At 50.3% G+C, this 18,755-nt stretch carries 21 protein-coding genes; 7 read left to right on the top strand and 14 right to left on the bottom strand.

The annotated features are described in order from the left end of the window. Nucleotides 1-561 precede the first annotated feature (561 nt). Nucleotides 562-1,776, bottom strand: coding sequence for a metallophosphoesterase family protein (locus tag ACR0QV_RS02965; protein ID WP_432634486.1), 1,215 nt, complete (start codon nucleotides 1,774-1,776; stop codon nucleotides 562-564). 83 nt (nucleotides 1,777-1,859) lie between these two features. Here ACR0QV_RS02965 and ACR0QV_RS02970 point away from each other — a divergent pair, with 83 nt between their 5' ends. The 4 genes from ACR0QV_RS02970 to ACR0QV_RS02985 are packed head-to-tail and all read left to right on the top strand — an operon-like array spanning nucleotide 1,860 to nucleotide 5,027. After that, nucleotides 1,860-2,738, top strand: coding sequence for a hypothetical protein (locus tag ACR0QV_RS02970; RefSeq protein ID WP_432634487.1), 879 nt, complete (start codon nucleotides 1,860-1,862; stop codon nucleotides 2,736-2,738). Nucleotides 2,739-2,747: 9 nt separating this feature from the next. After that, a complete protein-coding gene (locus tag ACR0QV_RS02975; protein WP_432634488.1) occupies nucleotides 2,748-3,500 on the top strand; it encodes a sensor histidine kinase in 753 nt (250 codons plus the stop codon). Continuing rightward, a complete protein-coding gene (locus tag ACR0QV_RS02980) occupies nucleotides 3,497-4,018 on the top strand; it encodes a hypothetical protein (RefSeq protein ID WP_432634489.1) in 522 nt (173 codons plus the stop codon). Before ACR0QV_RS02975 ends, ACR0QV_RS02980 begins: the two co-directional genes overlap by 4 nt. After that, a complete protein-coding gene (locus ACR0QV_RS02985) occupies nucleotides 4,008-5,027 on the top strand; it encodes an AI-2E family transporter (protein WP_432634490.1) in 1,020 nt (339 codons plus the stop codon). The genes ACR0QV_RS02980 and ACR0QV_RS02985 overlap by 11 nt, the downstream gene beginning before the upstream one ends. Nucleotides 5,028-5,171: 144 nt before the next feature. Here ACR0QV_RS02985 and ACR0QV_RS02990 read toward each other — a convergent pair whose 3' ends face one another. The 10 genes from ACR0QV_RS02990 to ACR0QV_RS03035 all read right to left on the bottom strand — a co-directional run bounded on the left by ACR0QV_RS02990 (nucleotide 5,172) and on the right by ACR0QV_RS03035 (nucleotide 13,693). Beyond that, nucleotides 5,172-5,678, bottom strand: coding sequence for a hypothetical protein (locus ACR0QV_RS02990; RefSeq protein WP_432634491.1), 507 nt, complete (start codon nucleotides 5,676-5,678; stop codon nucleotides 5,172-5,174). 27 nt (nucleotides 5,679-5,705) lie between these two features. Next, the gene (locus tag ACR0QV_RS02995; protein WP_432634492.1) at nucleotides 5,706-6,278 is read right to left on the bottom strand and encodes a hypothetical protein; all 573 of its coding nucleotides are present in this window, start codon (nucleotides 6,276-6,278) and stop codon (nucleotides 5,706-5,708) included. Next, complete coding sequence (locus ACR0QV_RS03000) at nucleotides 6,278-6,976, bottom strand: FKBP-type peptidyl-prolyl cis-trans isomerase (RefSeq protein WP_432634493.1); 699 nt, start codon at nucleotides 6,974-6,976, stop codon at nucleotides 6,278-6,280. Before ACR0QV_RS03000 ends, ACR0QV_RS02995 begins: the two co-directional genes overlap by 1 nt. 9 nt (nucleotides 6,977-6,985) lie before the next feature. Next, nucleotides 6,986-7,924, bottom strand: coding sequence for a hypothetical protein (locus ACR0QV_RS03005; RefSeq protein ID WP_432634494.1), 939 nt, complete (start codon nucleotides 7,922-7,924; stop codon nucleotides 6,986-6,988). 7 nt (nucleotides 7,925-7,931) lie between these two features. Next, the gene (locus ACR0QV_RS03010) at nucleotides 7,932-9,245 is read right to left on the bottom strand and encodes a hypothetical protein (protein WP_432634495.1); all 1,314 of its coding nucleotides are present in this window, start codon (nucleotides 9,243-9,245) and stop codon (nucleotides 7,932-7,934) included. Nucleotides 9,246-9,250: 5 nt separating this feature from the next. After that, on the bottom strand, nucleotides 9,251-9,841 hold the full coding sequence (gene lpoB / locus ACR0QV_RS03015; RefSeq protein WP_432634496.1) for a penicillin-binding protein activator LpoB: 591 nt from the start codon (nucleotides 9,839-9,841) through the stop codon (nucleotides 9,251-9,253). Between the two features lie 9 nt (nucleotides 9,842-9,850). Further along, complete coding sequence (locus ACR0QV_RS03020; RefSeq protein WP_432634497.1) at nucleotides 9,851-10,291, bottom strand: hypothetical protein; 441 nt, start codon at nucleotides 10,289-10,291, stop codon at nucleotides 9,851-9,853. A 40-nt stretch (nucleotides 10,292-10,331) separates the two neighbouring features. Next, nucleotides 10,332-11,279 carry a DMT family transporter gene (locus ACR0QV_RS03025; protein ID WP_432634498.1) on the bottom strand — a complete coding sequence of 316 codons (948 nt, stop codon included), beginning with the start codon at nucleotides 11,277-11,279 and terminating at the stop codon, nucleotides 10,332-10,334. Between the two features lie 84 nt (nucleotides 11,280-11,363). Continuing rightward, the gene (locus tag ACR0QV_RS03030) at nucleotides 11,364-12,548 is read right to left on the bottom strand and encodes a hypothetical protein (protein WP_432634499.1); all 1,185 of its coding nucleotides are present in this window, start codon (nucleotides 12,546-12,548) and stop codon (nucleotides 11,364-11,366) included. 80 nt (nucleotides 12,549-12,628) lie between these two features. Continuing rightward, a complete protein-coding gene (locus ACR0QV_RS03035) occupies nucleotides 12,629-13,693 on the bottom strand; it encodes a DUF1646 family protein (protein ID WP_432634500.1) in 1,065 nt (354 codons plus the stop codon). 131 nt (nucleotides 13,694-13,824) lie between these two features. Here ACR0QV_RS03035 and ACR0QV_RS03040 point away from each other — a divergent pair, with 131 nt between their 5' ends. Then, nucleotides 13,825-14,451 carry a hypothetical protein gene (locus ACR0QV_RS03040; protein WP_432634501.1) on the top strand — a complete coding sequence of 209 codons (627 nt, stop codon included), beginning with the start codon at nucleotides 13,825-13,827 and terminating at the stop codon, nucleotides 14,449-14,451. A gap of 67 nt (nucleotides 14,452-14,518) precedes the next feature. Here the strand turns inward: ACR0QV_RS03040 and ACR0QV_RS03045 are convergent, their stop codons facing one another. The 3 genes from ACR0QV_RS03045 to ACR0QV_RS03055 form a co-directional block, all read right to left on the bottom strand. After that, the gene (locus ACR0QV_RS03045) at nucleotides 14,519-15,346 is read right to left on the bottom strand and encodes a type IV pilin protein (RefSeq protein WP_432634502.1); all 828 of its coding nucleotides are present in this window, start codon (nucleotides 15,344-15,346) and stop codon (nucleotides 14,519-14,521) included. Between the two features lie 462 nt (nucleotides 15,347-15,808). Next, on the bottom strand, nucleotides 15,809-16,366 hold the full coding sequence (locus ACR0QV_RS03050) for a manganese efflux pump MntP (RefSeq protein ID WP_432634503.1): 558 nt from the start codon (nucleotides 16,364-16,366) through the stop codon (nucleotides 15,809-15,811). 30 nt (nucleotides 16,367-16,396) lie between these two features. After that, a complete protein-coding gene (locus ACR0QV_RS03055; RefSeq protein ID WP_432634504.1) occupies nucleotides 16,397-16,963 on the bottom strand; it encodes a manganese efflux pump MntP in 567 nt (188 codons plus the stop codon). A gap of 48 nt (nucleotides 16,964-17,011) precedes the next feature. On the opposite strand from ACR0QV_RS03055, the gene ACR0QV_RS03060 reads away from it, so the two are divergent. Together ACR0QV_RS03060 and ACR0QV_RS03065 are read left to right on the top strand one after the other, a co-directional pair. Further along, nucleotides 17,012-18,244 (top strand): L-serine ammonia-lyase, encoded by a 1,233-nt coding sequence (locus tag ACR0QV_RS03060; RefSeq protein ID WP_432634505.1) that lies wholly within the window; start codon nucleotides 17,012-17,014, stop codon nucleotides 18,242-18,244. After that, nucleotides 18,241-18,750 carry a nitroreductase family protein gene (locus ACR0QV_RS03065; RefSeq protein ID WP_432634506.1) on the top strand — a complete coding sequence of 170 codons (510 nt, stop codon included), beginning with the start codon at nucleotides 18,241-18,243 and terminating at the stop codon, nucleotides 18,748-18,750. Before ACR0QV_RS03060 ends, ACR0QV_RS03065 begins: the two co-directional genes overlap by 4 nt. The last annotated feature ends 5 nt before the right edge of the window (nucleotides 18,751-18,755 follow it).

Here is an 18,755-nt window from a genome sequence, read left to right on the forward strand (position 1 = left end):
ACGACAGATCCCGGATAAAAACCTTCCGGGATGACGGCGAAAAACACAACAAAATAAGGGCGTCGTCCTGAACTCGTTTCAGGACCTACCGCTGGGGTAATTAGTCATTGTCGTCATCCTGGAAAGTCGTAGTCCAGGATCTGTCGTGAATAAAAAAGAGGAAAACAACAAATACTGGAACGCTCCGCGCCGGCAAACCTTCCAGTATGACCTTTATTGTTAAAAACAACAAAACAACCCCATCGGTAGATTCTGAAAGCCCTGCGGGCCGCCAGTTCAAGATGACCTCTTGTTTAATAAGTGGTCGTTTTCCCTTGTCATCCCCGAGGAATTTAGTCGGGGATCCGTTGTTATCAAAAAAAGGAACACGACAGATTCCCGACTACAACGCTCGGGAATGACATCAATAACATCAGATCCCGTATAAAGACACTACGGGCTGACGGCACACTGCGGGCCGCACCCGGGCAGGCCGCCAATTCAGAATCCCCCTCTTTAAAAAAATTAAACGGGGCAAGGAAATACAAATCCTTGCCCCGTTATTATTCTTTCAAAAATGTCTTATAAGTAAATTTCTAACGTGTCCAGCAGTTTGCCGTTTTCGTTATAGGCCTTTAAGGTCAGTTTGCGGTCCACCACTTTTACGGAAGCGTAATGCCGCGCCGCCACAAAGCGCGCCGTGGAAGAATCCCCGTGTTCGCGTTTGGTGGGAGCCGGTGCGGCCGTACCCAAGATTACATACGTTACCCCGCGCGCAGACGGTTCTCCGCGGAACATCGGGAAAGTGCGTTCGTAATCCGCATCGCCGCCTTGGATAACCAAATCCACGCGGTAATTTTCAAAAATTTTGCCCCAAGCGGCAAAGACCTCGTTGCGGCTGCCGCGCGCGCCCGTGGAATACGCAGGCGCGTTCATTACCACAATCTTCCACTTTTCCCCCGCCGAAGCCAAGGTGGTTTTCAGCCAATCGGTCTGCGCCGATTTTTCGCCGATTTCCGGCGCCCACACGGCCCCCTCGGCCACATTGGTATCCAAAAATACAAAGCGCACATTGGCCGTATCAAACGAATAATATTTCGGCGTAGCCTTGCTCCAAGTCATATCGTGGAAGCGCGTATAGTTGGTGCGCAGAAAGGCCTTGCTGTCGCGGCTATCGCGGTTGGGGCCGTATTCATTGGGCCCAAGCGCCACAAAAAGCGGATTTTTGGCGAGCACCTCTTTAAACGGAGTGAAAAACTCGCGGTCCGCATCCGCATTTAAGCCGGACGCGGTAATATTGCCCGTGTGAATTAAAAAGTCGCTCTTTTCCTTTACCATTAAATTAGCCAACGCTTCGCGCGCACGGGCGGCTTCGTCCACCGGGTCCGGGTTTTCCTCGGTCGGCTGGGGTTCCGCCGCGCCCGTTTGGCCCAGCACTAAAAAGTTTACCACCTTTCTTTCGGCTGAAAACAACGTGCGGAAAGAACCCTCTATGGGTTCCTGTACGCCGTCGCCCGCCGTGTTGTTTACATACAGGCGGTAGCAAAAATCTTGGTTGGGCACGAGGCCGTACAGCACGGCTTTATGTGCGGTACCCTCGGGGGTAACCGTCATAATTTGGTTACAGCGCGGCGCGGGGCCGTACTCCAACCACGACGGGGTGGCCGTATCCGTCTGCCATTTTAAAATCATTGTGGTTTGGGTGGGGTCCTCAATGTACGGGCCGCGGACCACTTGGGCCGCCTGCACAAAAACGGCGGCAAAAAGAATCAAAAATAAGGGAAAAATTTTCTTCATATTTTTTATTCTACCAAATAAAGCGGCCCCGTATAGTGAAAAAACATACCGCAACTGCTTTAAATTTGGTTAAATGGGAGTATATGAAAAAACTCACTTTATTTATTACCTTGCTGTTGCTTTCTTCCGCCGCTTTACAGGCCCGCACTGTGGATGTGTCGGCCGCGTATATCGGCGCATCACATTTTGACCAAGCCCGCGTAAGCGCGGTGGCCGCGTGGAGTTTAAATGTACTGGCCGGGGTGGAAGCCAAATATGTAAAAGAGGACGGCTTTAAAGACCCGATTTATTCCGTCAGCCTGCCCGTAGGGTTGGATTTTGACTATTTGAAATTAGACTTAAAACCCTTCTACTATTTTAAGAACAAAAGCAAAGACGAAAACTATCAGGATGCTTCCGCCTACGGCGTTTCGGCCCGCCTGATTATGACGTTAGAGGACGACACCGTAAACGACTTATACACACACGCTTATTTGGGCGCTTCGTTTGCCCGCCAAAAAGGCACCTTGGCCTATTCGGACGGCTCTTTGTCTAACGAGGATTACACGCAATTTGCCTATACCTTGGGCCTTACTAAAAATTTCTTCCGCCGTTTTGGCTTTGAAGCCGCCGGAACGGTTTTCCAATATCCAAACGGCATTGACGGCGTAAAAGCCTTCCGCGGCATTATGGACCAGCAGGAATTAGCCTCCACGCAAACCTATGATGTGGTGCACGACTTGGGCAAATATGCCTTGGGTACGCGCCTGACGTGGATGTGGCCGGACCAGCAGTCCTCGCTTTATTTAGGTTACCGCTATGGGGAATTTTACACGGCGGACCCGGAGCACTCTTTTATCGCGGGAAACACCTTTGCCATTACGCGGGATGTACACGCCGATTTGGCCTATAACCACGTCCGCACCGTACATAACGACAACAAACGCGATATTTTATACGTCCGCTTGGTGGCCTCGTTCTAGGGGAAAGATATGAACGAAGAAGAAAATGTATCCATTAACGCGCGTGCGCTGACGTTAATTTCCCATAAATTAAAAACGCCGCTTTCCATTATCAACGGCTATTCGGAGGCTATATTGTCCCAAGCCGGAAAGGAAAAATTTTCCCCCTTTACCTCCAAGGCGTTGGAGGAAATCAATAAGCAGGGCGGGAAAATGTCCCAACTGGTGGATAAATTGCTATCGTTTAACAAAGTAATTACCGCCCAGCACGAGGGGATGGAAAAGCAATCCGTTTTATTAAAGCCGCTTATTAAGGAGTGCGCCGCCAAGGCCATTACGCTGGAAGAGGAACTGGCGTTACCCGTCAGCCCGCAAGAGGACGGCTCCGTCAAGCGCGGCACATTTGTAGAAATTGACTGCCCGGAGCGGTTGAGCGTTACCGCCAACGAAGAAATGCTGCGCCTGTGCGTGCAGGAACTTTTGGCAAACGCCATTAAATTTAACAACAAAATGGAAAAAATTATTAAGGTGCAATGCGCCAACCACGGCGACAGCATTTCCCTTTCCGTGCGCGATTACGGCGCCGGTATCCGCCCGCAGGACGTAAACCGCATTTTTGAACCGTTTTACCAAGTAGATGATTTTTTCACGGGGCAAATCAGCGGTTGGGGGCTGGGGCTGGCTATGGTCAAACGCATTTTGGACCTGCACAACGGGTCTATTAGCGTAGTGTCCGACAGGGGACTAGGCTCTATTTTTACCATTAATTTCCCGGTATTATGACTTGTGAAGAATTATTAACCAACATTTCGCACCAATGCGACCTCTTACGCGACGAAATCGCCGCCGCGGCGCAGGCCTTGCGCGAGTTTAACCGCCGCTTGGAACAAATCTTACAGCAACTGCGCAAAAATATAGACGTACGCGACGGGGACTTTGCCGCCCAGTTTAACGCTTATTGCTTGGATTTCCGCAAGCAATTAGACGACCGGGAACCCTTTTGGACGCAGGCCCGCGCCGCCGCCCGCCAATGCAAGGACAGCGATTGGACCGCCGACTTGGCCTTGGCTGCCAAGGGCTTAAACAGCCGCGCCAAAACGCTTTCCCGCGCGTGCGACGAACTGACAACCGCCTACGATTTATTCGCCAAAAACTACAAAAATTTCACAGCCGCCAAATTAAATGTTTGGCTGCTGACCGCCTGCCAAAGCGATGTAGAAGTTTTGACGGGAAAAATTTTATTTTTGGCGCGGGAAATAGCCAAAAAAACGGAAAAAAACCGGGGGCAAAATGCGTTCTGATAAACCGATTTATTACTATTTAAAAGCCAGCGCCATCTGCCTGACGATTATCGCCGCAGGCGTGGTAACGGCGTTTTTAGTCTATACCAAGGCGCTGTTAATTCCGCTGGTTATTTCGGTTTTTCTCTACACTATTTTGACCCAAATCACGCTTTTTTTAAAGCACAAATTTTCCTTTCCCTCGTGGCTTGCGCTGACGGTTTCCATTGTACTGTGCGCGGCCTTTTTTGCAGGCGTTATTTTGTTTACCGTCAATTCCGTGGGCGGATTTTTAAAGGGGGCGGAAGTCTATCGCCAAAACCTGATTGACACCATTACGGACATTACGTCCCGCCTGCATCAGCACGGCATTACGCTGGACCAAAAATTTATTGAAACCTACCTGCGCGATTTGCCCGTGTTTAACTGGCTGAGAAATTTCGGCAGTAAGGTTTTTAGTTTGGTGTCCAACACCACGCTGATTATTTTGTTTATGACGTTTTTTCTGCTTGGGAGCAAAAAGGCTCCGCCCATTACCAACCCGGCCATTAAAGAAATGCTGTCCAATGTGTCCGTGTATTTGTCGGTTAAGTTGGTGGCTTCTTTGGCTACGGGATTTATTGCGGCGGCCATTTTGTTTGGCTTTCAGGTAAAACTGGCCGCGCTGTTTGCGCTGTTTGTCTTTTTGCTTAACTTTATCCCCAGCGTGGGTTCCATTGTGGCTGTTTTACTGCCTACCCCGGTGCTGTTTTTGCAATACGGGCTGGGGCCGCAGTTCTTTCTGGTGGTGGGATTATTATCGGCCACCGAGTTTGTTATTGGCAACTTGTTAGAGCCGCGCTTTTTGGGCGAGGGGATGGACCTGCATCCGGCGGCTATTGTGGCTTCCCTTATCTTTTGGTCCTTGGTATGGGGCGTGCCCGGGGCGTTTTTGTCCGTACCGATTACGGCCTCCATTAAAATTGTATTAAGCAAAATCAAGCATACGCGCCCCGTAGCCGAGTTTTTAGCAGGCAGGCTGCCCCACTAATCTAAATTGAAAAAACGCTTTAAATAGCCCCGGTTTTATGCCCAGCATAGGCCCGGGGATATTTTATGGGCAAGACCTTTTAAGAGTACACCAAAAAACCGCCCCCAAGTTATAGAGGCGGCTTTTTACAAGATAAGAGGTTACTTATTTAGCGGGGGTGGCCAAATCGCGGCGGACCTTATCAAACAAGTTGCTCTTGGTTGCGCGCTGCAAGAAGGCTTCCCACTCTTCGGGCGTCAGTTCAAAATCGTCCATTACCTGATAGGAGATTTCCTTTGCCGTGTCCTTGGTCGCTTTTTTGGACTGGGCGTATTCGTTTTCCAGTTCCACATAACGGCTGGCAACTGCGTAGTCAATATCCTCTTGGGAATATTCCTCGCCCGCGTTATCCTTTACCAAAGAATTGGTATCGGTAATGCCTTCCACCTTTTGCTCTTTGTTAGCGGACTTATCAAGCGGCTGGTCGCCGGACGGAGTGAACATTTCGCTATGGTCGGCGGTAGCGGCCGGCAAGTCAATGCGCGGCTCGGTATCGGGCGAATTGGTTACGCGGCCCATCATCAGGTTGGAACACGCGCTGGGGTTTACAATAAAGTAAATACTTAAAATAATAAAAACCAAAATGGCTGCTTTGAGAAAAATTTTAATCACAAAGACCTCCTATTCCTTTATAGAATACTAAATTTTCCCCTGTTTTTTCACGTTTTTTTGTAAATCGGCCCCTTGCAACTGCTTTACGCTTTCAATAAATTGCGGGTTAGTAAAGATTTGCTGTACCGTTTTGGCAAATTCGGGGTTCTTCATACTCTCCGCCACCACCTGCCCCACTTGCGGATTTTCCTGCAAAATTTGGGCAAGCCCGTCCCCGCTAAGCACGCCCAAATTGTCCACTTTTCCCTGCGTGGCTTGGGATAAAGCACGGTTAAATTGTTGTAAATTCGGGTCGTCCTTGTAATCGTCCAAAATAGACACAATGGTATCCTGCGCCTGTTGGACTTTTTGCTCCTCGGTTAAAGGCGCGTCCTCCAAATACACATCTTCCGGCGCGGGCTCAAAGGCCACCGGGTAACTGACAGGCTCGGCCTGCGGAGCTGCCAGCGACACGGGCACATTTTGGAAGGAAAACGACGACACCGCCGCCGCTTCCCGCTCGGCTACCTTGCGTTCATACACTTGGTAAACGCGGGCCGCGCCCATATACAGGAGCGCGGCCGCCATTATCGCTATTAAAGCGTAACTGGTTTTGGACATTATTCCATATCCAGTAGTTCAATATCAAATACCAACGCCGAGTTGGCCGGGATTTGACCCACCGGGCGGTTGCCGTAAGCCGTATCTGCGGGGCAGACAACCTTGGCGCGCGCACCGGGCTTCATTTGTTGGACGGATTTCGTCCAGCACGGAATCACATCGGTAAGGCGCGTTTGGAAGGCTTCGCCGCGGTCGCGGGAACTGTCAAATTTCGTACCGTCAATCAAGGTTCCCGTATAGTGGACCTTTACGGTGCTGTCGGCCTTGGGCGTTTTGCCCTTGCCCGCACGGGTGAGTTTAATCATCGCGCCGTTATCCAAGGTCTTAACGCCCTTTTCCTTTTGGAAATTTTCCATATATTCCTGCTGGGCGGCTTGGCGCTTGGCGGAAATGGTTTTGGCGTCGTCTTGGTATTTTTGGATGATTTGCGGTTTGTACTTTTCCAAGTCCGTTTGCGCTTGTTTGTTTAAAAGGCTGTCGCGCATACCTTGGGAAAGGGCTTTATAATCGTCCTCGTTATCCAAGATTAACTGGCGTTTTAAATTATCCCCCAACAAAAACCCGAGCGAGTAAAGCATTTTGTTGCGTTCGGCCGGGTCCTCTACCTTGGCGGTATCGGCCGGTTTATCGGTCTCCGCCTGTTGCGCCAAAGCCAACAACGGCGCACATAATAAAACGAATACTAACAGTTTTTTCATTGTTATCTCCTATTTGGTTTTTAAGTAGGATTCCAGCCTGGCCGTAATCTGTTTGGCCGCCTGTTCCCCTACGCTTTGCATACTTTTGCGTTGGGAATCCGCCGCACGGGAAGTACCCGCCCGTTCGTGTACGTTAAAGCGGGAAAACGTCGCCCCCCGCGCCACATCCACCAAACTGACCGAAGCCCCGCTGGAACACCACACAAGCCCTTGGACTTTTTGGGAGTCGTAACCGTCCACATCCGTGATAATTTTAACGAGCACCGCTTCGCTCCCGTTGGCGGTATCCGCCACGCCCAACCCCATTTGGTTCAGCGCGTCTATCACATAGGTTACCATTACTTCGCTTTCCACTCCTTCCACTTCTACCGCCACCGACACGGCGGCCATTTTTTCTTTGAGTACGTCTTTATAAGCGGAAAATCTTTCAGCCTCGTAGGCTTGTTGTCCGGCGTCTAAAAACTGGTACATATCGTCCAGCGCACTGCGGCGGGAAACAAGCGGTTGCATTTTAAAGGCCACCTTTAAATCGGCAAGCGGCTGGGCTGGCGAAGCAAACTGCGCGGATAACCCCGCCAGTTTGGCATCGGTTTGGTCCAACAGCGGAGCCAGCACCTTGCGCGCCCGTTCACGCGGCAAGACTGCAAGCGCGTAGTAATGCTTGGCAGATACGTCCGCATCGCGCCAGACCTTTTCCACCTCGGCATTGGCCAGTAAATCCGGGACCACACCTTGGTCCGCGGCCGCCGGAGCATTTTGCACCATTTCGCGCTGCATATTGGTAAGCGCGTTTTGGGCGGCCTCGTTTTTGCTCATCCCTTCCCCGGCCACTACATAGTATTTGGCCGAATCGTACTTGGACATTTGATAATTGACCGTATTTTTATTCATACCCGCGCACGCACTTAATAAGAACGCCGCGGCACACATCATAAGCAGTTTCTTCATAATCCCTCTAATAAGCCGTGCGGTAGTGCAAAAACACTCGCCCCCCGCGCGGCACGTTTACATTTTCAAAGGTATGTTCTCCTATTATATTACCATTTCCGTCCCGAAACAACACCCGGATATTTTGATTACCCGGCGCCACAAAAATCCGCGTCATACGCACCTCGGCAGGGAGCGTAAACCATTGGCGTGTGTCGGCCTTTTCCAAGGCGGCCCCCAAGGCGCTGACAAACATCCCGGCCAAGTCGCCCGTTGTGTCGCTGTCCGAAGCCGAAGCGGCCAGTTGGCGCGCCTGTACGGCGGCCACTTCCTTTACCACCGCGCGCGTAGCCGTGCGGAACAAGATACCGGGCATTTTTTCCTCTAAATCCAGTTTGGCAAGCGCGGCAAAATCAGCCGCCTTTTGCGTAGTATATACCTGTCCGCCCGCCAGCACCCACGAGGAAGCCACGCGGTAGGGCTGGTTTTCCAGCACCGGGAACGAAAGCGTAACCGCCGAGCCATACAGCCCGGCCATTAGGGCGTTTTGTACTTCGGGCGATACTTGGTCCGTGGACTCCGTGGGCGAGGAAGCCAGCACCAAGGCCTTGTCCCAAGCCACCTGTAAGGTTTGCGTTTTTTTAAGGGGCAAAAGGCCGTTATAATGCAGGAAAATCACTTCGCCGTAATTATTTGCATTGGCAGGGACGGAAAATTCAGGCATAGAAATTTTTAATTTGCCGCCCAACCGCTCATAGGCGTTTTGGGCATTTTGGCGGCAAATGCGCGCATCGGACCGCTGGCCCACGGACTCAAAAACCAAACTCGCAAAATATTGCACAAAGGGGTCGTCGTTATACCCCGTGCGTTTGGCTCCGCGCAGTTCGTCCAAAAAGAAGACGGCCCGGCGCATTTCCACCGCGGCAGAGGAAATATTCCCCCGCTCCAAAAAATTCATCGCGCGGTAATAATAAGTTAGGGCGCGCTCGTAATTGGCGGCGTAATAAGGGGCGGTTAAATCGTTAATTACAAAACGCCCGACGGAGCCCGTTACGCTTTTGGCGTATAAGGCATCTATAAAATCCTGGGCGGAGGAAAAAAGTTGGTCGCTTTCGGCGGGGTTTCCACCGTCGTGCAACAGGGAGGCGCGGTCCAAATAAAAGAGTGTGGCGTCCTTCTTTTTGTAATATTTATTTTGTTTGGAAAGAATTTGCTCCTCGGCTTGTTTAAACTGGCCCGCGGAAACCAATTTGTTTACGTCGGTTTTAAAACGCAAGGAAGGCGCCGCACAAGCGGAGCAAAACAACACCAGCCCCAAACATAATGCGCGCGCCTTCTTCATAAAAACTACCAAGTTACTTTACTGCGTTTGACGTACTTTTTAATCTGTTTTTGGCCGTTCCAGACAATTTGGTTCGTTTCAATGTTAATCAGTTTCATATTGACCTGATAAAACACCAACGCCTTACTGCCGGATTTGTCCACCACGGAGTTCAAAACGCCGCTTAACATAAAGTCGGCGCCGACTTCCTTGCCAAACGCCTTGCGCGTCTCTTCGGAAGCGAACTCGTCCTGCTCCAAGCGTTCGGTGCGGATTTCGCCCCGTTCCGCGGAAGAGGCCACAAAGTCCACCTTGGCCGAATTGATAAGCGCGCGCTGGATTTCTTCCACAAACACGCCCGTGTTGATGTGTTCCATCGTGTTATTGGTTACCGTACCCACAATTACCACGGGTTCCTTGCCCTTGCGGGTTAAATAGCGGTTATACCAGCCGCCCTGCAAGCAATCGGTAATCATTTCCTGCGCGACCATTTGCGCATCGGTATCGTTCCAGCCACCGCTGACATCCTTTACCAAGTTGGTCTCCACGCGTTTGACGCTGGGAGAGCAGGCAAATACCAGCGGCAAAGCCAAAAATACGAGTAAGAGTTTCTTCATATATTCTCCTTAATTATTAGAACCAGCCAAATCCACCCGGGCGCAAATGTGTTGCCCCACCAAAGAGCCCTCTTCGTGCGAACAGTCAATAGAGCCTTCGTCTATATTAATATCAAACCATTTGGGGTAACTTTTATGCGCCACACGCACCAAATTCCCCTCCGCCAGCGAAAAGGCATAATCACTGCACACCATTTCTATTTTGCCTTCCGTGCGTTCCACCGGGCAAGGCAACGCTTCGCCCAACAATTCAAAATCGGGCGTGTAGGCTTTATAGCGCGCCTTATAGGAAGACTCGGCAAACGCCAAGGATTTGCCAATGTCTAAGGCCTTTTGCGCCGCCACAAGGGTGCGGTGCTTTTCGTACTGCGGCCAGCCAAGCGCCGCGCCGAAGCCAATCAGCATTACCAGCACTAAAACGATTGTATGAATAGAGCCGTTGCGTCCCATAGTTTCTCCTTTTATTTTTTTATATTGTAGCAAAAACCTACTAATGATACGGCACAATATTGGGGTGAATCCCCTTTACTTTGGTAATATACAAAAATTTCCCCGTGCGGTATCCCTTTTCAAGCGCGGGCGACAAGATAACCAGCATTACCGCAAAGATAATCATCACCACGCCCAAGGCCGTCGTATGCGTAAACGGCTCGCCAAACACCAATACGCCTACCGTCATAGCGGTTACCGGCTCCATCGCCCCCAATACAGAAGCAAAGGTGGAGCCAATCGCTTTAATAGCGGCCACCAAGGTAATGTTGGAAACCACCGTCGGGATAACGGCAAGCAGTAATAAATTCATCCAATCCTTTGGCGTGGCTACGCCCTGCAATTTGCCGAGCAGGCCCGTGCCCGCCAACAGAAAAAGTGCCGTAAAAATAAAAACGTAAAAGGTTAATTTGGTGGAACTCATATCCTTTACGCAAGATTTATTAACGGAAATAATGTATATCCCGTAAGAAAAACCGGACAACACCGCCAGCAAAATCCCCGTCCAACTCACGCCGCCGCCCTTGCCGTTCCAAGAAAGCAGGGCCACCCCGCAAACGGCCAGTAAAATAGCCAACATTGTCCAAACGGAATTGCGCTCCTTAAAAACCGTAATCATAATAAGGGCCACAAACACGGGGTACAAAAACATCATCGTGGTGGCAATGCCGCTCGCCAAATAGTGGTAGGACCAAAACAAAAATACCGCAGAGCCGATATACAAAAGGCTGAGCCCGGCCAAAACCAAAAACTCCTTCCGGCTGACCTTAAAGGAGCGGCCCGTAACCGCCATAAACGCCCCCATCAGCAAGGTGGCGATTAAAAAGCGGTAAAACAAAATAGACGGGACGTTCATCCCGCCGGACAGAAGCGGCAGGGTAAACAACGGGATAAGCCCGAAGGTGGCCGAAGTAACCACGCCGCAAATAAATCCTTTCCAGTTGAACATATATATATTGTATCTTTTACAAGGGCAGATAAAAAAGCACCCGGGGCAGGCTAATGCTCCGGGCGCTTTTACAAAAAATTCTTTTTACCGGTTCCAGTTGTGTAAATCCCGGTAGTAAAAATAATTGTTTAAGCGGGTCATTACGTCCAGCGGCCACTCCTTTTGGAGTTCAAAGTTTTCCGGCAAGGAAATCATCCCGTCAAACCCCTTGTTAAACAGGCCGATACTCAGGCGTTCATCAGGCTGGAAAGCCGTGGCCGCGATAATCGTCCCCTTAAAAACTTGGTGGCGTAATTTGGCCGTTAAATAATATCCCCCGCCGCCGGGCACAATTAAATCGGTAATGATGATATCATACTGGGCCCGCCCGTATTGTATATCGTGCAATAACACCTCTGTATCATTATAAGTGGTAATTTCCCAGTTGGGGCAAAAGACGGATTTATGCTTTTCCATAATCGCCGATAGCGCGCTGGTGCGGTCGTTCAGCACCGCCATTTTAATACCGGCAGGCAGTTTGCCCGCGGCTTGGCGCACGCGCAAGGCATAGGGCAAATAATTCTTCAATGAAGTTAGACGCCCCGCTTTCGGCATTTCCATAATAAATTCATCTTGGTTAAATTTGCGGTCCGTTCTTTTTTCCCGCAAGCCTGAATCCAACATACCTACCAAGTTAGGCTCCACCTGTTCCATTGCGTAACGCACATACGCATTGGCCTGCGCGAGCGGCTGGTCCTGCGGAACAACCAAAATATTAAGTGCACGCAACTGACGGTGCATTTTCATAATTTTCGCTACCAGTTGCGCTTTTTCCAAAGTGGGCAAGGTGCGCCGCTCGGACGGTTTGGACTGGTAGTATAAGATGGGATTGATATCGCTTTTAAACTGCTTGAAATTTTCCAAGGTGGCTTGATATTGTTTAATTACCGCCAAACGCTGTTCGTAGGAAGGGTCCACCAGTAAAAGTTGCAGGCGGAACGGGTCCGTCGGCGGCAAGGTTTGCGCCATTAAGCGCTCAGCCAGCAGTGCGTTTTGCGGCATATGCGGCGTGGGGGCGGACGGCAAAACTTTGCCCTGCACCTTACGCACATTAGTTAAAGCAAGCGTGGAAATCGGAATTTGCGTAAGCACATTGGCTTGGCGCACAATACGGGCCTGTTGCTTTATTATCTTGGCAAGTCCTTTTCCTTTGGGGGCTTTCGGCAATTTTTGCGCAAAAGACGGCAGAGCCGTTAAGCAGGCTAAAACAAAAATCAGATATTTTTTCATATTTTTCCCTTTTATATAGGGTACTAATTAGGTAAGCAGTCCACAAGGGCCAAAAGGCCCTGTTTGATTTAGGCCCGGGCCTATAAAACAATCCACAAAATGATAAAGTAACCGCCCATTAACACGAGCCCGGTCGGCACGGCGATAGAGGCCCACTCGCGGCTTTTAATGCCCAACTTTTCAGCCGCCACAATGTTAGGCAGGTTCCCCTGCACCAGCATACTGCCAAACGCCGCCAACCCAATCACCATATAGATAAGGTCGTTCATTGAAATTGTGGGCACAATTTCAATGGCGGCCAAAGTAGCGTTATCAATAATCACGGACACGGCATTGGCTAAAAAGAGGACCTTTCCGCCCAAGTGCGTAATGGTACTTTGGGCCAAGGGACGCAAACCCGCACTAATCAAATTAAGCGCGGCCACGAACATATAGATATGCCACGTCCGGCGCAACATAGAGCCGTATGTTTCTTTGTCCTCGCGGATGTGCATTTGCATCGTAGTACCCGCGTGGCGGGCCGAATACCCCGCCGCCGCCGCCAAAAGCAAAATGGCAGGGGCAATCCACACAAAGAAATGACGCATTAAAAAGAAGAAATCCGCAAAGTGCGGTGCACCGGTAAGGGCGTTATTAATAATCAGCCCCAACGGTTCGGCCAGCGGCGTAAGCACCGCGCCCAAACCAATGGCGTAACAGGCAAAAACAGTAATCCGCACGGTGGAGGAACGCTCCAAATTAACAACCTTTAATACTTCGGCCAATACTAGGGCCGCTACCGTTACGCTAACCAGCGAGGACGTAATCCCCAATAAAAATACCAGCAGGGCAAAACTGTATTGCGGCTCCAATTTGCGGAAGAACGCAAAAAGCACGCGGAAGATATAGCGGGAATAATTGTTAAAAATCACGCTGACAACCAGCACAATAAACGCCACATTAACGGGATATTGCAGGGTTTCGTAAATAAAATCCACACTCCACCCGCCGCTAATGGTTACCGCCGCCGCGCCCACCATTAAAAGGAAGATTTCCAAGTGGCTTTCCACCCAGCGCGACGTAAGCGGCCACACCAGCAAATTGGCCACCACAATACCTAAAAGCGCATTTATCCACCACGGGGTAGAAGCAACTATCGTTTCCATATATATTATTTTATCAAAATTGCGTCCGTTACCAAGGGGAAAAATTAATTAAAAATCGGGCGTTGAGCGGGAAAAACGAATTTTTGTAAAATAAACAAGTAAGATATTTAAATTCCAAAAGGAGAAGCACAATGAAGAAAACCATCTTGTTCGCCCTCGCGCTGACCTTGTCCGCCGCGTGGCCGACTGCCGCCTCCGCCGCCACCGACAACTGCGGTTGCGCCGCTGCGGATGTAACCTGCATTAACGAATGCACGATGTCCAAGGTAACCACGTTGAGAAAGAACCTGGAAACGCAAAAAGCCAACGCCAAATCCAAATTGGAAGCGGCCAAGGCCTCCAACAACTCCGCTGACAGCAAAGCCAAAGCCGCCGAAGCCAAGGCCCAAGCCAAAGCGAAAGCCAAACAGGCCAAGGCCGATGCCAAAGCCAATGCTAAAAAAGCCGAAAAAGATTTAAAGGCCAAAGCCAACACCGCCAAGTCTGACGCTAAGACCAAAGCGGCCAAGGCTAAATCCGACGCCAAGACTAAGGCCGAAACCGCCAAAGCCAACGCTAAAAAAGCCGAAACCGACGCCAAAGCGAAAGCCAAGGCTCAAAAAGATGCTTTGAAACAAGCCAAAGCCGACGCCAAGGCCAAATCCAAAGCGCAAAAAGAAGCCAACGAAGCCAAGAAAGCCGAAGCCAAAAAGGCCGTCAAAGACGCTAAAAAAGCGCTCAAAGACGAAGCCAACTCTTGGAAACAACTGGCCAAATAAGCCTTTTGAGTTCACAAAAAACCGCGCTCTTTACGGGCGCGGTTTTTTTATAGGTAAATGGACATCTTTACAAAGTATAGCGGGTAAAACCACTAAATAAGGGGCTGTTTGTGGGATTCGTTCCGCCCATACTTTTACATACGGTGTTGGCGGTTTGGTCCGAGGTTTGCGCGTGGCAAAAAGTTTTGTGTGCGTCGTTGGCCTGCGGTCCGACGGACATTATGCGTTCGTAGCGCAAGGTACCTTGGCTCCAATGGGAGGAATTGGAACCGTGCACATTGCTAACAGAACCGCCGTGTTTGTAATTGACCGAAAATTTACCGCAATTTACCCAAGTATGGTCGCCTGCGCCACCGTCAAAGGTACACCCCTTGGGGTAGGAAATATCCAAATCGTCCAAGTCGCCCGCAAAGGTTCCGTTTGCCATATAATACACCTCTTGCGCGCGGACAATGGCGTCCACCATTGTAATCTGCTGGACGAGGCGGCTCTTTTCCACCGCCACATTGTATTGCGGCAATGCCACCGCCGCCAAAATACCAATGATGAGAACGACGACGAGAAGTTCTATCAAGGTAAAACCTGCGGTTGTAACGCAAAAAATATTCGCCGTGCGGCCACCCCAAGCAATGTTGTTGTCGTCATCCCCGAGGAATTTAGTCGGGGATCCGTTGTTGCCGTTGCCTTTTTTAAACAACGACAGATTCCCGACTACGACACTCGGGAATGACAAAATAGAAGTATTTACCGTGTGGCCACCCCAGACAGACGTCATTCCATAAGGTTTCTGTACGGAATCTCGCCGTTTCGCAACAACAGATTCTGGACTACAACTTTCCAGAATGACGCCACTAGCACAAGTGGCCGCACGGCAAGTATTCATAAATCCTTTCATTTTTTCTCCTTGTTAAGGCCTTTATATTTGAGCAAAACGGCCTTTTATACGCGTTTTTATACAGCGGATACATCCGGGTACGTCCACCGCGATTTATCAAAATTTTAACAAAAAAAAAAACGAAACAACCCCTTTACAATAAACAGACAAAAAGACAACGACAGATCCCCGACAGAAACACTCGGGGATGACAACAACACACAACAGAAACTATCATATAAAGACAACAAAAGAGAAAAAGCCGTCATTCCCGAGTGTAGTAGTCGGGAATCTGTTTTTGCCGTTGTTGTCCCCCTTACGAGACAACAGATCCCGTATAAAAACACTACGGGATGACGGCACCCTGCGGGCCACTCCCTGACGGGCCGCCAAGCCAAGCGCTCGGCAAACACAATGCCCATAAACAACCGGACCCCGGCTAAAAATAAGCCGGGGCCCGAACACAACTAACTAAAAATTGCTTTACAGAATAATCAGCCGTACCGCCATTACAATTAATACAATCCCGGCGGCCAGTTCCACTTTTTTGCTGGCAATCGTTTTAGAGGACTGGTTGCCCAAGTGGAAGCCGATAAGCGTCATTAAGAAAGTCAGCACAAACAAGATAAGCACTTGCGGGAAGAACGCTTTTTCCATCGTTTCCACGGCGTAGCCCACCAAAAAGGAATTGAGCGCCAGCACGGTGGAAACCTTCATCATTTTGCGGTTATCGTCCGCATCCAAATTGCTGAAACTGGGCGATTTTTCAATGGATTCCAACATAAACTTAATACCCAGCAAGAGCACAAAGGCAAACGCCACCCAATTATGCGCAAAATACGCCCAATTATGAAAGAAAATGGCGCTTATCCCATACCCCAACGCAAAAAACAGCGCGTTAAAGCACGAAAAGAACAACGTCATTTTAATAGAAAACACGCTCTTTTTATCGGGCGACATCTTCATAGCGGACATATTGGCAGACACCATATTATCCACACAAATACACAAAAAAATGATACTCACGGCAATTATGCCCATAGGGAACCTCCCGGTTGAGATACCAGCATTTTACCAAATGCCCAGCCCTTCTAGCAATAATTTAAGGCCAATTAAAATAAGCGCCAGCCCGCCCAAGGCTTCCATCACCTTGCCAAACTTGCGCCCTAAAAACGCTCCCAGATAAAACCCCGCCCAACTGGTAACAAACACGCAAGCCGTCAGCGTGAGCACCGTTACCCAAAAGGGCGCCTCGGTAAACGCGAGCCCAATCCCCACCAAAAGGGCGTCCAAACTCGTCGCCACCGACAAGGCCAGCAAGGTTTTAAAGGAGTGTAATACGCACACATCTTCTTCGTCCTGCGGGTTGCGTGCTTCCTTCACCATACGCACGCCGATAAAGGCCAAAATCGCAAAGGCAATCCAATGGTCCACCGCGCCGATATAACGCCCTACTCCGGCGCCGCCCAGCCAGCCCACGGAAAACATAATAAAATGCGCCACCGCAAACAGTGCGCTCACTTTACCTATATAAGAAAGGGGAATTTTATTTTGGTGGGAACAGCCGGAAGCAATCGTAACGGCCAGGTTATCCATAGATAACCCCAAAGCAACTAACAAAGCGGATAGAATATTCATATAAATTATGATAACATTTTTTATATATTCCCCGTTTAAGGAAGCATTATGCAATCGCTTAAAGAGTTATACAAAATTGGTATGGGGCCTTCCAGCAGCCATACAATGGGGCCGCGCAAGGCGGCCGACGCGTTCAACCGCGCTTATCCGTCCGCCGAGTCTTTTCGGGCGGTACTTTACGGCTCCTTGGCCGCTACCGGCAAGGGGCACTTGACCGATTTCGCCATTAAAGAAGCCTTTTATCCCAAGCCCGTCGCTATTGAGTGGGAGTACAATACCTTTTTACCCAAACACCCCAACGCTATGCGCTTTGAAGCCCTGGATAAAGCCGGGCATATAATGGGGGCGCAAGTGGCGTACAGCATTGGCGGGGGCGACGTCCGCACCGACGAAAACTTTGGGCAGGAAATCAACAACATTTACCCCCATAAATCAATGGCGGAAATTTTGCAGTACACTTCGGACAAGCGTATGCTGTTATGGGAATATGTGGAAGAATTTGAAGGCGCTGACATTTGGCAATATTTAGGCACCATTTGGAAGACGATGCAAACCACAATGAACCGCGGCTTGGAAAAGCGCGGCGTATTGCCCGGCTCCTTAAATTTGGAGCGCAAGGCGCGCCGCTACCTTTACAAGGCGGAAAATTCCCCCCAATACCTGCGCCGTATGAATAACCTGTTTTCTTATGCATTGGCGTGCTCGGAAGAGAACGCCGCCGGCGGTGTGGTGGTTACCGCGCCCACTTGCGGCTCCTGCGGGGTCGTGCCTGCGGTGTGCCGCTTAATCCAAGAAATTTGCGAATTTGAAGACACCACCATTTTGCACGCCTTGGCGACGGCCAGTTTGTTTGGCAATATGGCCAAGGCCAATGCCTCTATTTCCGGCGCCGAAGTCGGCTGTCAGGGCGAGGTCGGCGTGGCGTGCGCAATGGCGGCCGCGGCCACCTGCCAATTAGAAGGCGGCGATAACCGCCGTATCGCCTATGCGGCCGAAATGGGGCTTGAACACCACTTGGGGCTAACGTGCGACCCGGTGGACGGCCTCGTGCAAATCCCGTGCATAGAGCGCAACGCGCTGGCCGCGTCCCGCGCGTTAGACTGCGCCACCTATGCCTTAATGTCCGACGGGGACAACCGCGTTTCGTACGACGACGTTTTAGCCACGATGATGCAAACGGGCCTGGATATGAACAAGGATTACCGCGAAACCGCACGCGGGGGCTTGGCCCGTTTCTTTAAAGAAAAAGTATTGCGGCTTAAAAAAGGGGGTAACAAATGAACGTAATGGAAGGTATTTTCAAGCGGCGCAGTATCCGCCGCTTTACAGATAAACCGATTGAAAAGGGCGACATTACCGCGCTTTTGCGCGCGGCTATGATGGCGCCTACGGCGCGCAACTGCCAAGAGTGGGAGTTTATCGTCGTGCAAGACAAAAACACCTTGCACAAAATTACCACGGTTCACCCGTACGCACAAATGTTAAAGGAAGCCGCCTGCGCCATTTTGGTATGCGGCAATACGCACAAAGAACACGCGCCGGGCTACTGGATTGCCGACTGCGGTGCGGCCACGCAAAATATTTTATTAGCCGCCACCGAACTGGGTTTAGGAAGCGTATGGTTGGGCGTTTATCCCAACGAGGACCGTATGAACGCATTAGCCAAGATGTTCGGCTTGCCGGAGTATGTAAAACCGCTTAACGTAATTGCGCTTGGCTATCCAAACGAACAAAAGCCGGATATTGACCGCTTTGACCCGGATAAAATCCACCTTGAAAAATGGTAAAGTAA

Origin of the sequence: Candidatus Avelusimicrobium sp., assembly GCF_050873505.1 — a bacterium.
Taxonomy (GTDB): Bacteria; Elusimicrobiota; Elusimicrobia; order Elusimicrobiales; family Elusimicrobiaceae; genus Avelusimicrobium.

Coding starts and splice junctions, on each gene's coding strand:
- ACR0QV_RS03005 (WP_432634494.1), bottom strand. CDS start 7,924: ATGAAGAAACTGCTTATGATGTGTGCCGCGGCGTTCTTATTAAGTGCG.
- ACR0QV_RS03040 (WP_432634501.1), top strand. CDS start 13,825: ATGAAGAAAACCATCTTGTTCGCCCTCGCGCTGACCTTGTCCGCCGCG.
- ACR0QV_RS03020 (WP_432634497.1), bottom strand. CDS start 10,291: ATGGGACGCAACGGCTCTATTCATACAATCGTTTTAGTGCTGGTAATG.
- ACR0QV_RS03035 (WP_432634500.1), bottom strand. CDS start 13,693: ATGGAAACGATAGTTGCTTCTACCCCGTGGTGGATAAATGCGCTTTTA.
- ACR0QV_RS02970 (WP_432634487.1), top strand. CDS start 1,860: ATGAAAAAACTCACTTTATTTATTACCTTGCTGTTGCTTTCTTCCGCC.
- ACR0QV_RS03065 (WP_432634506.1), top strand. CDS start 18,241: ATGAACGTAATGGAAGGTATTTTCAAGCGGCGCAGTATCCGCCGCTTT.
- ACR0QV_RS03055 (WP_432634504.1), bottom strand. CDS start 16,963: ATGAATATTCTATCCGCTTTGTTAGTTGCTTTGGGGTTATCTATGGAT.
- ACR0QV_RS03000 (WP_432634493.1), bottom strand. CDS start 6,976: ATGAAAAAACTGTTAGTATTCGTTTTATTATGTGCGCCGTTGTTGGCT.
- ACR0QV_RS02980 (WP_432634489.1), top strand. CDS start 3,497: ATGACTTGTGAAGAATTATTAACCAACATTTCGCACCAATGCGACCTC.
- ACR0QV_RS03045 (WP_432634502.1), bottom strand. CDS start 15,346: ATGAAAGGATTTATGAATACTTGCCGTGCGGCCACTTGTGCTAGTGGC.
- ACR0QV_RS03060 (WP_432634505.1), top strand. CDS start 17,012: ATGCAATCGCTTAAAGAGTTATACAAAATTGGTATGGGGCCTTCCAGC.
- ACR0QV_RS02985 (WP_432634490.1), top strand. CDS start 4,008: ATGCGTTCTGATAAACCGATTTATTACTATTTAAAAGCCAGCGCCATC.
- ACR0QV_RS02995 (WP_432634492.1), bottom strand. CDS start 6,278: ATGTCCAAAACCAGTTACGCTTTAATAGCGATAATGGCGGCCGCGCTC.
- ACR0QV_RS02965 (WP_432634486.1), bottom strand. CDS start 1,776: ATGAAGAAAATTTTTCCCTTATTTTTGATTCTTTTTGCCGCCGTTTTT.
- ACR0QV_RS03030 (WP_432634499.1), bottom strand. CDS start 12,548: ATGAAAAAATATCTGATTTTTGTTTTAGCCTGCTTAACGGCTCTGCCG.
- lpoB (WP_432634496.1), bottom strand. CDS start 9,841: ATGAAGAAACTCTTACTCGTATTTTTGGCTTTGCCGCTGGTATTTGCC.
- ACR0QV_RS03050 (WP_432634503.1), bottom strand. CDS start 16,366: ATGGGCATAATTGCCGTGAGTATCATTTTTTTGTGTATTTGTGTGGAT.
- ACR0QV_RS03025 (WP_432634498.1), bottom strand. CDS start 11,279: ATGTTCAACTGGAAAGGATTTATTTGCGGCGTGGTTACTTCGGCCACC.
- ACR0QV_RS02975 (WP_432634488.1), top strand. CDS start 2,748: ATGAACGAAGAAGAAAATGTATCCATTAACGCGCGTGCGCTGACGTTA.
- ACR0QV_RS03010 (WP_432634495.1), bottom strand. CDS start 9,245: ATGAAGAAGGCGCGCGCATTATGTTTGGGGCTGGTGTTGTTTTGCTCC.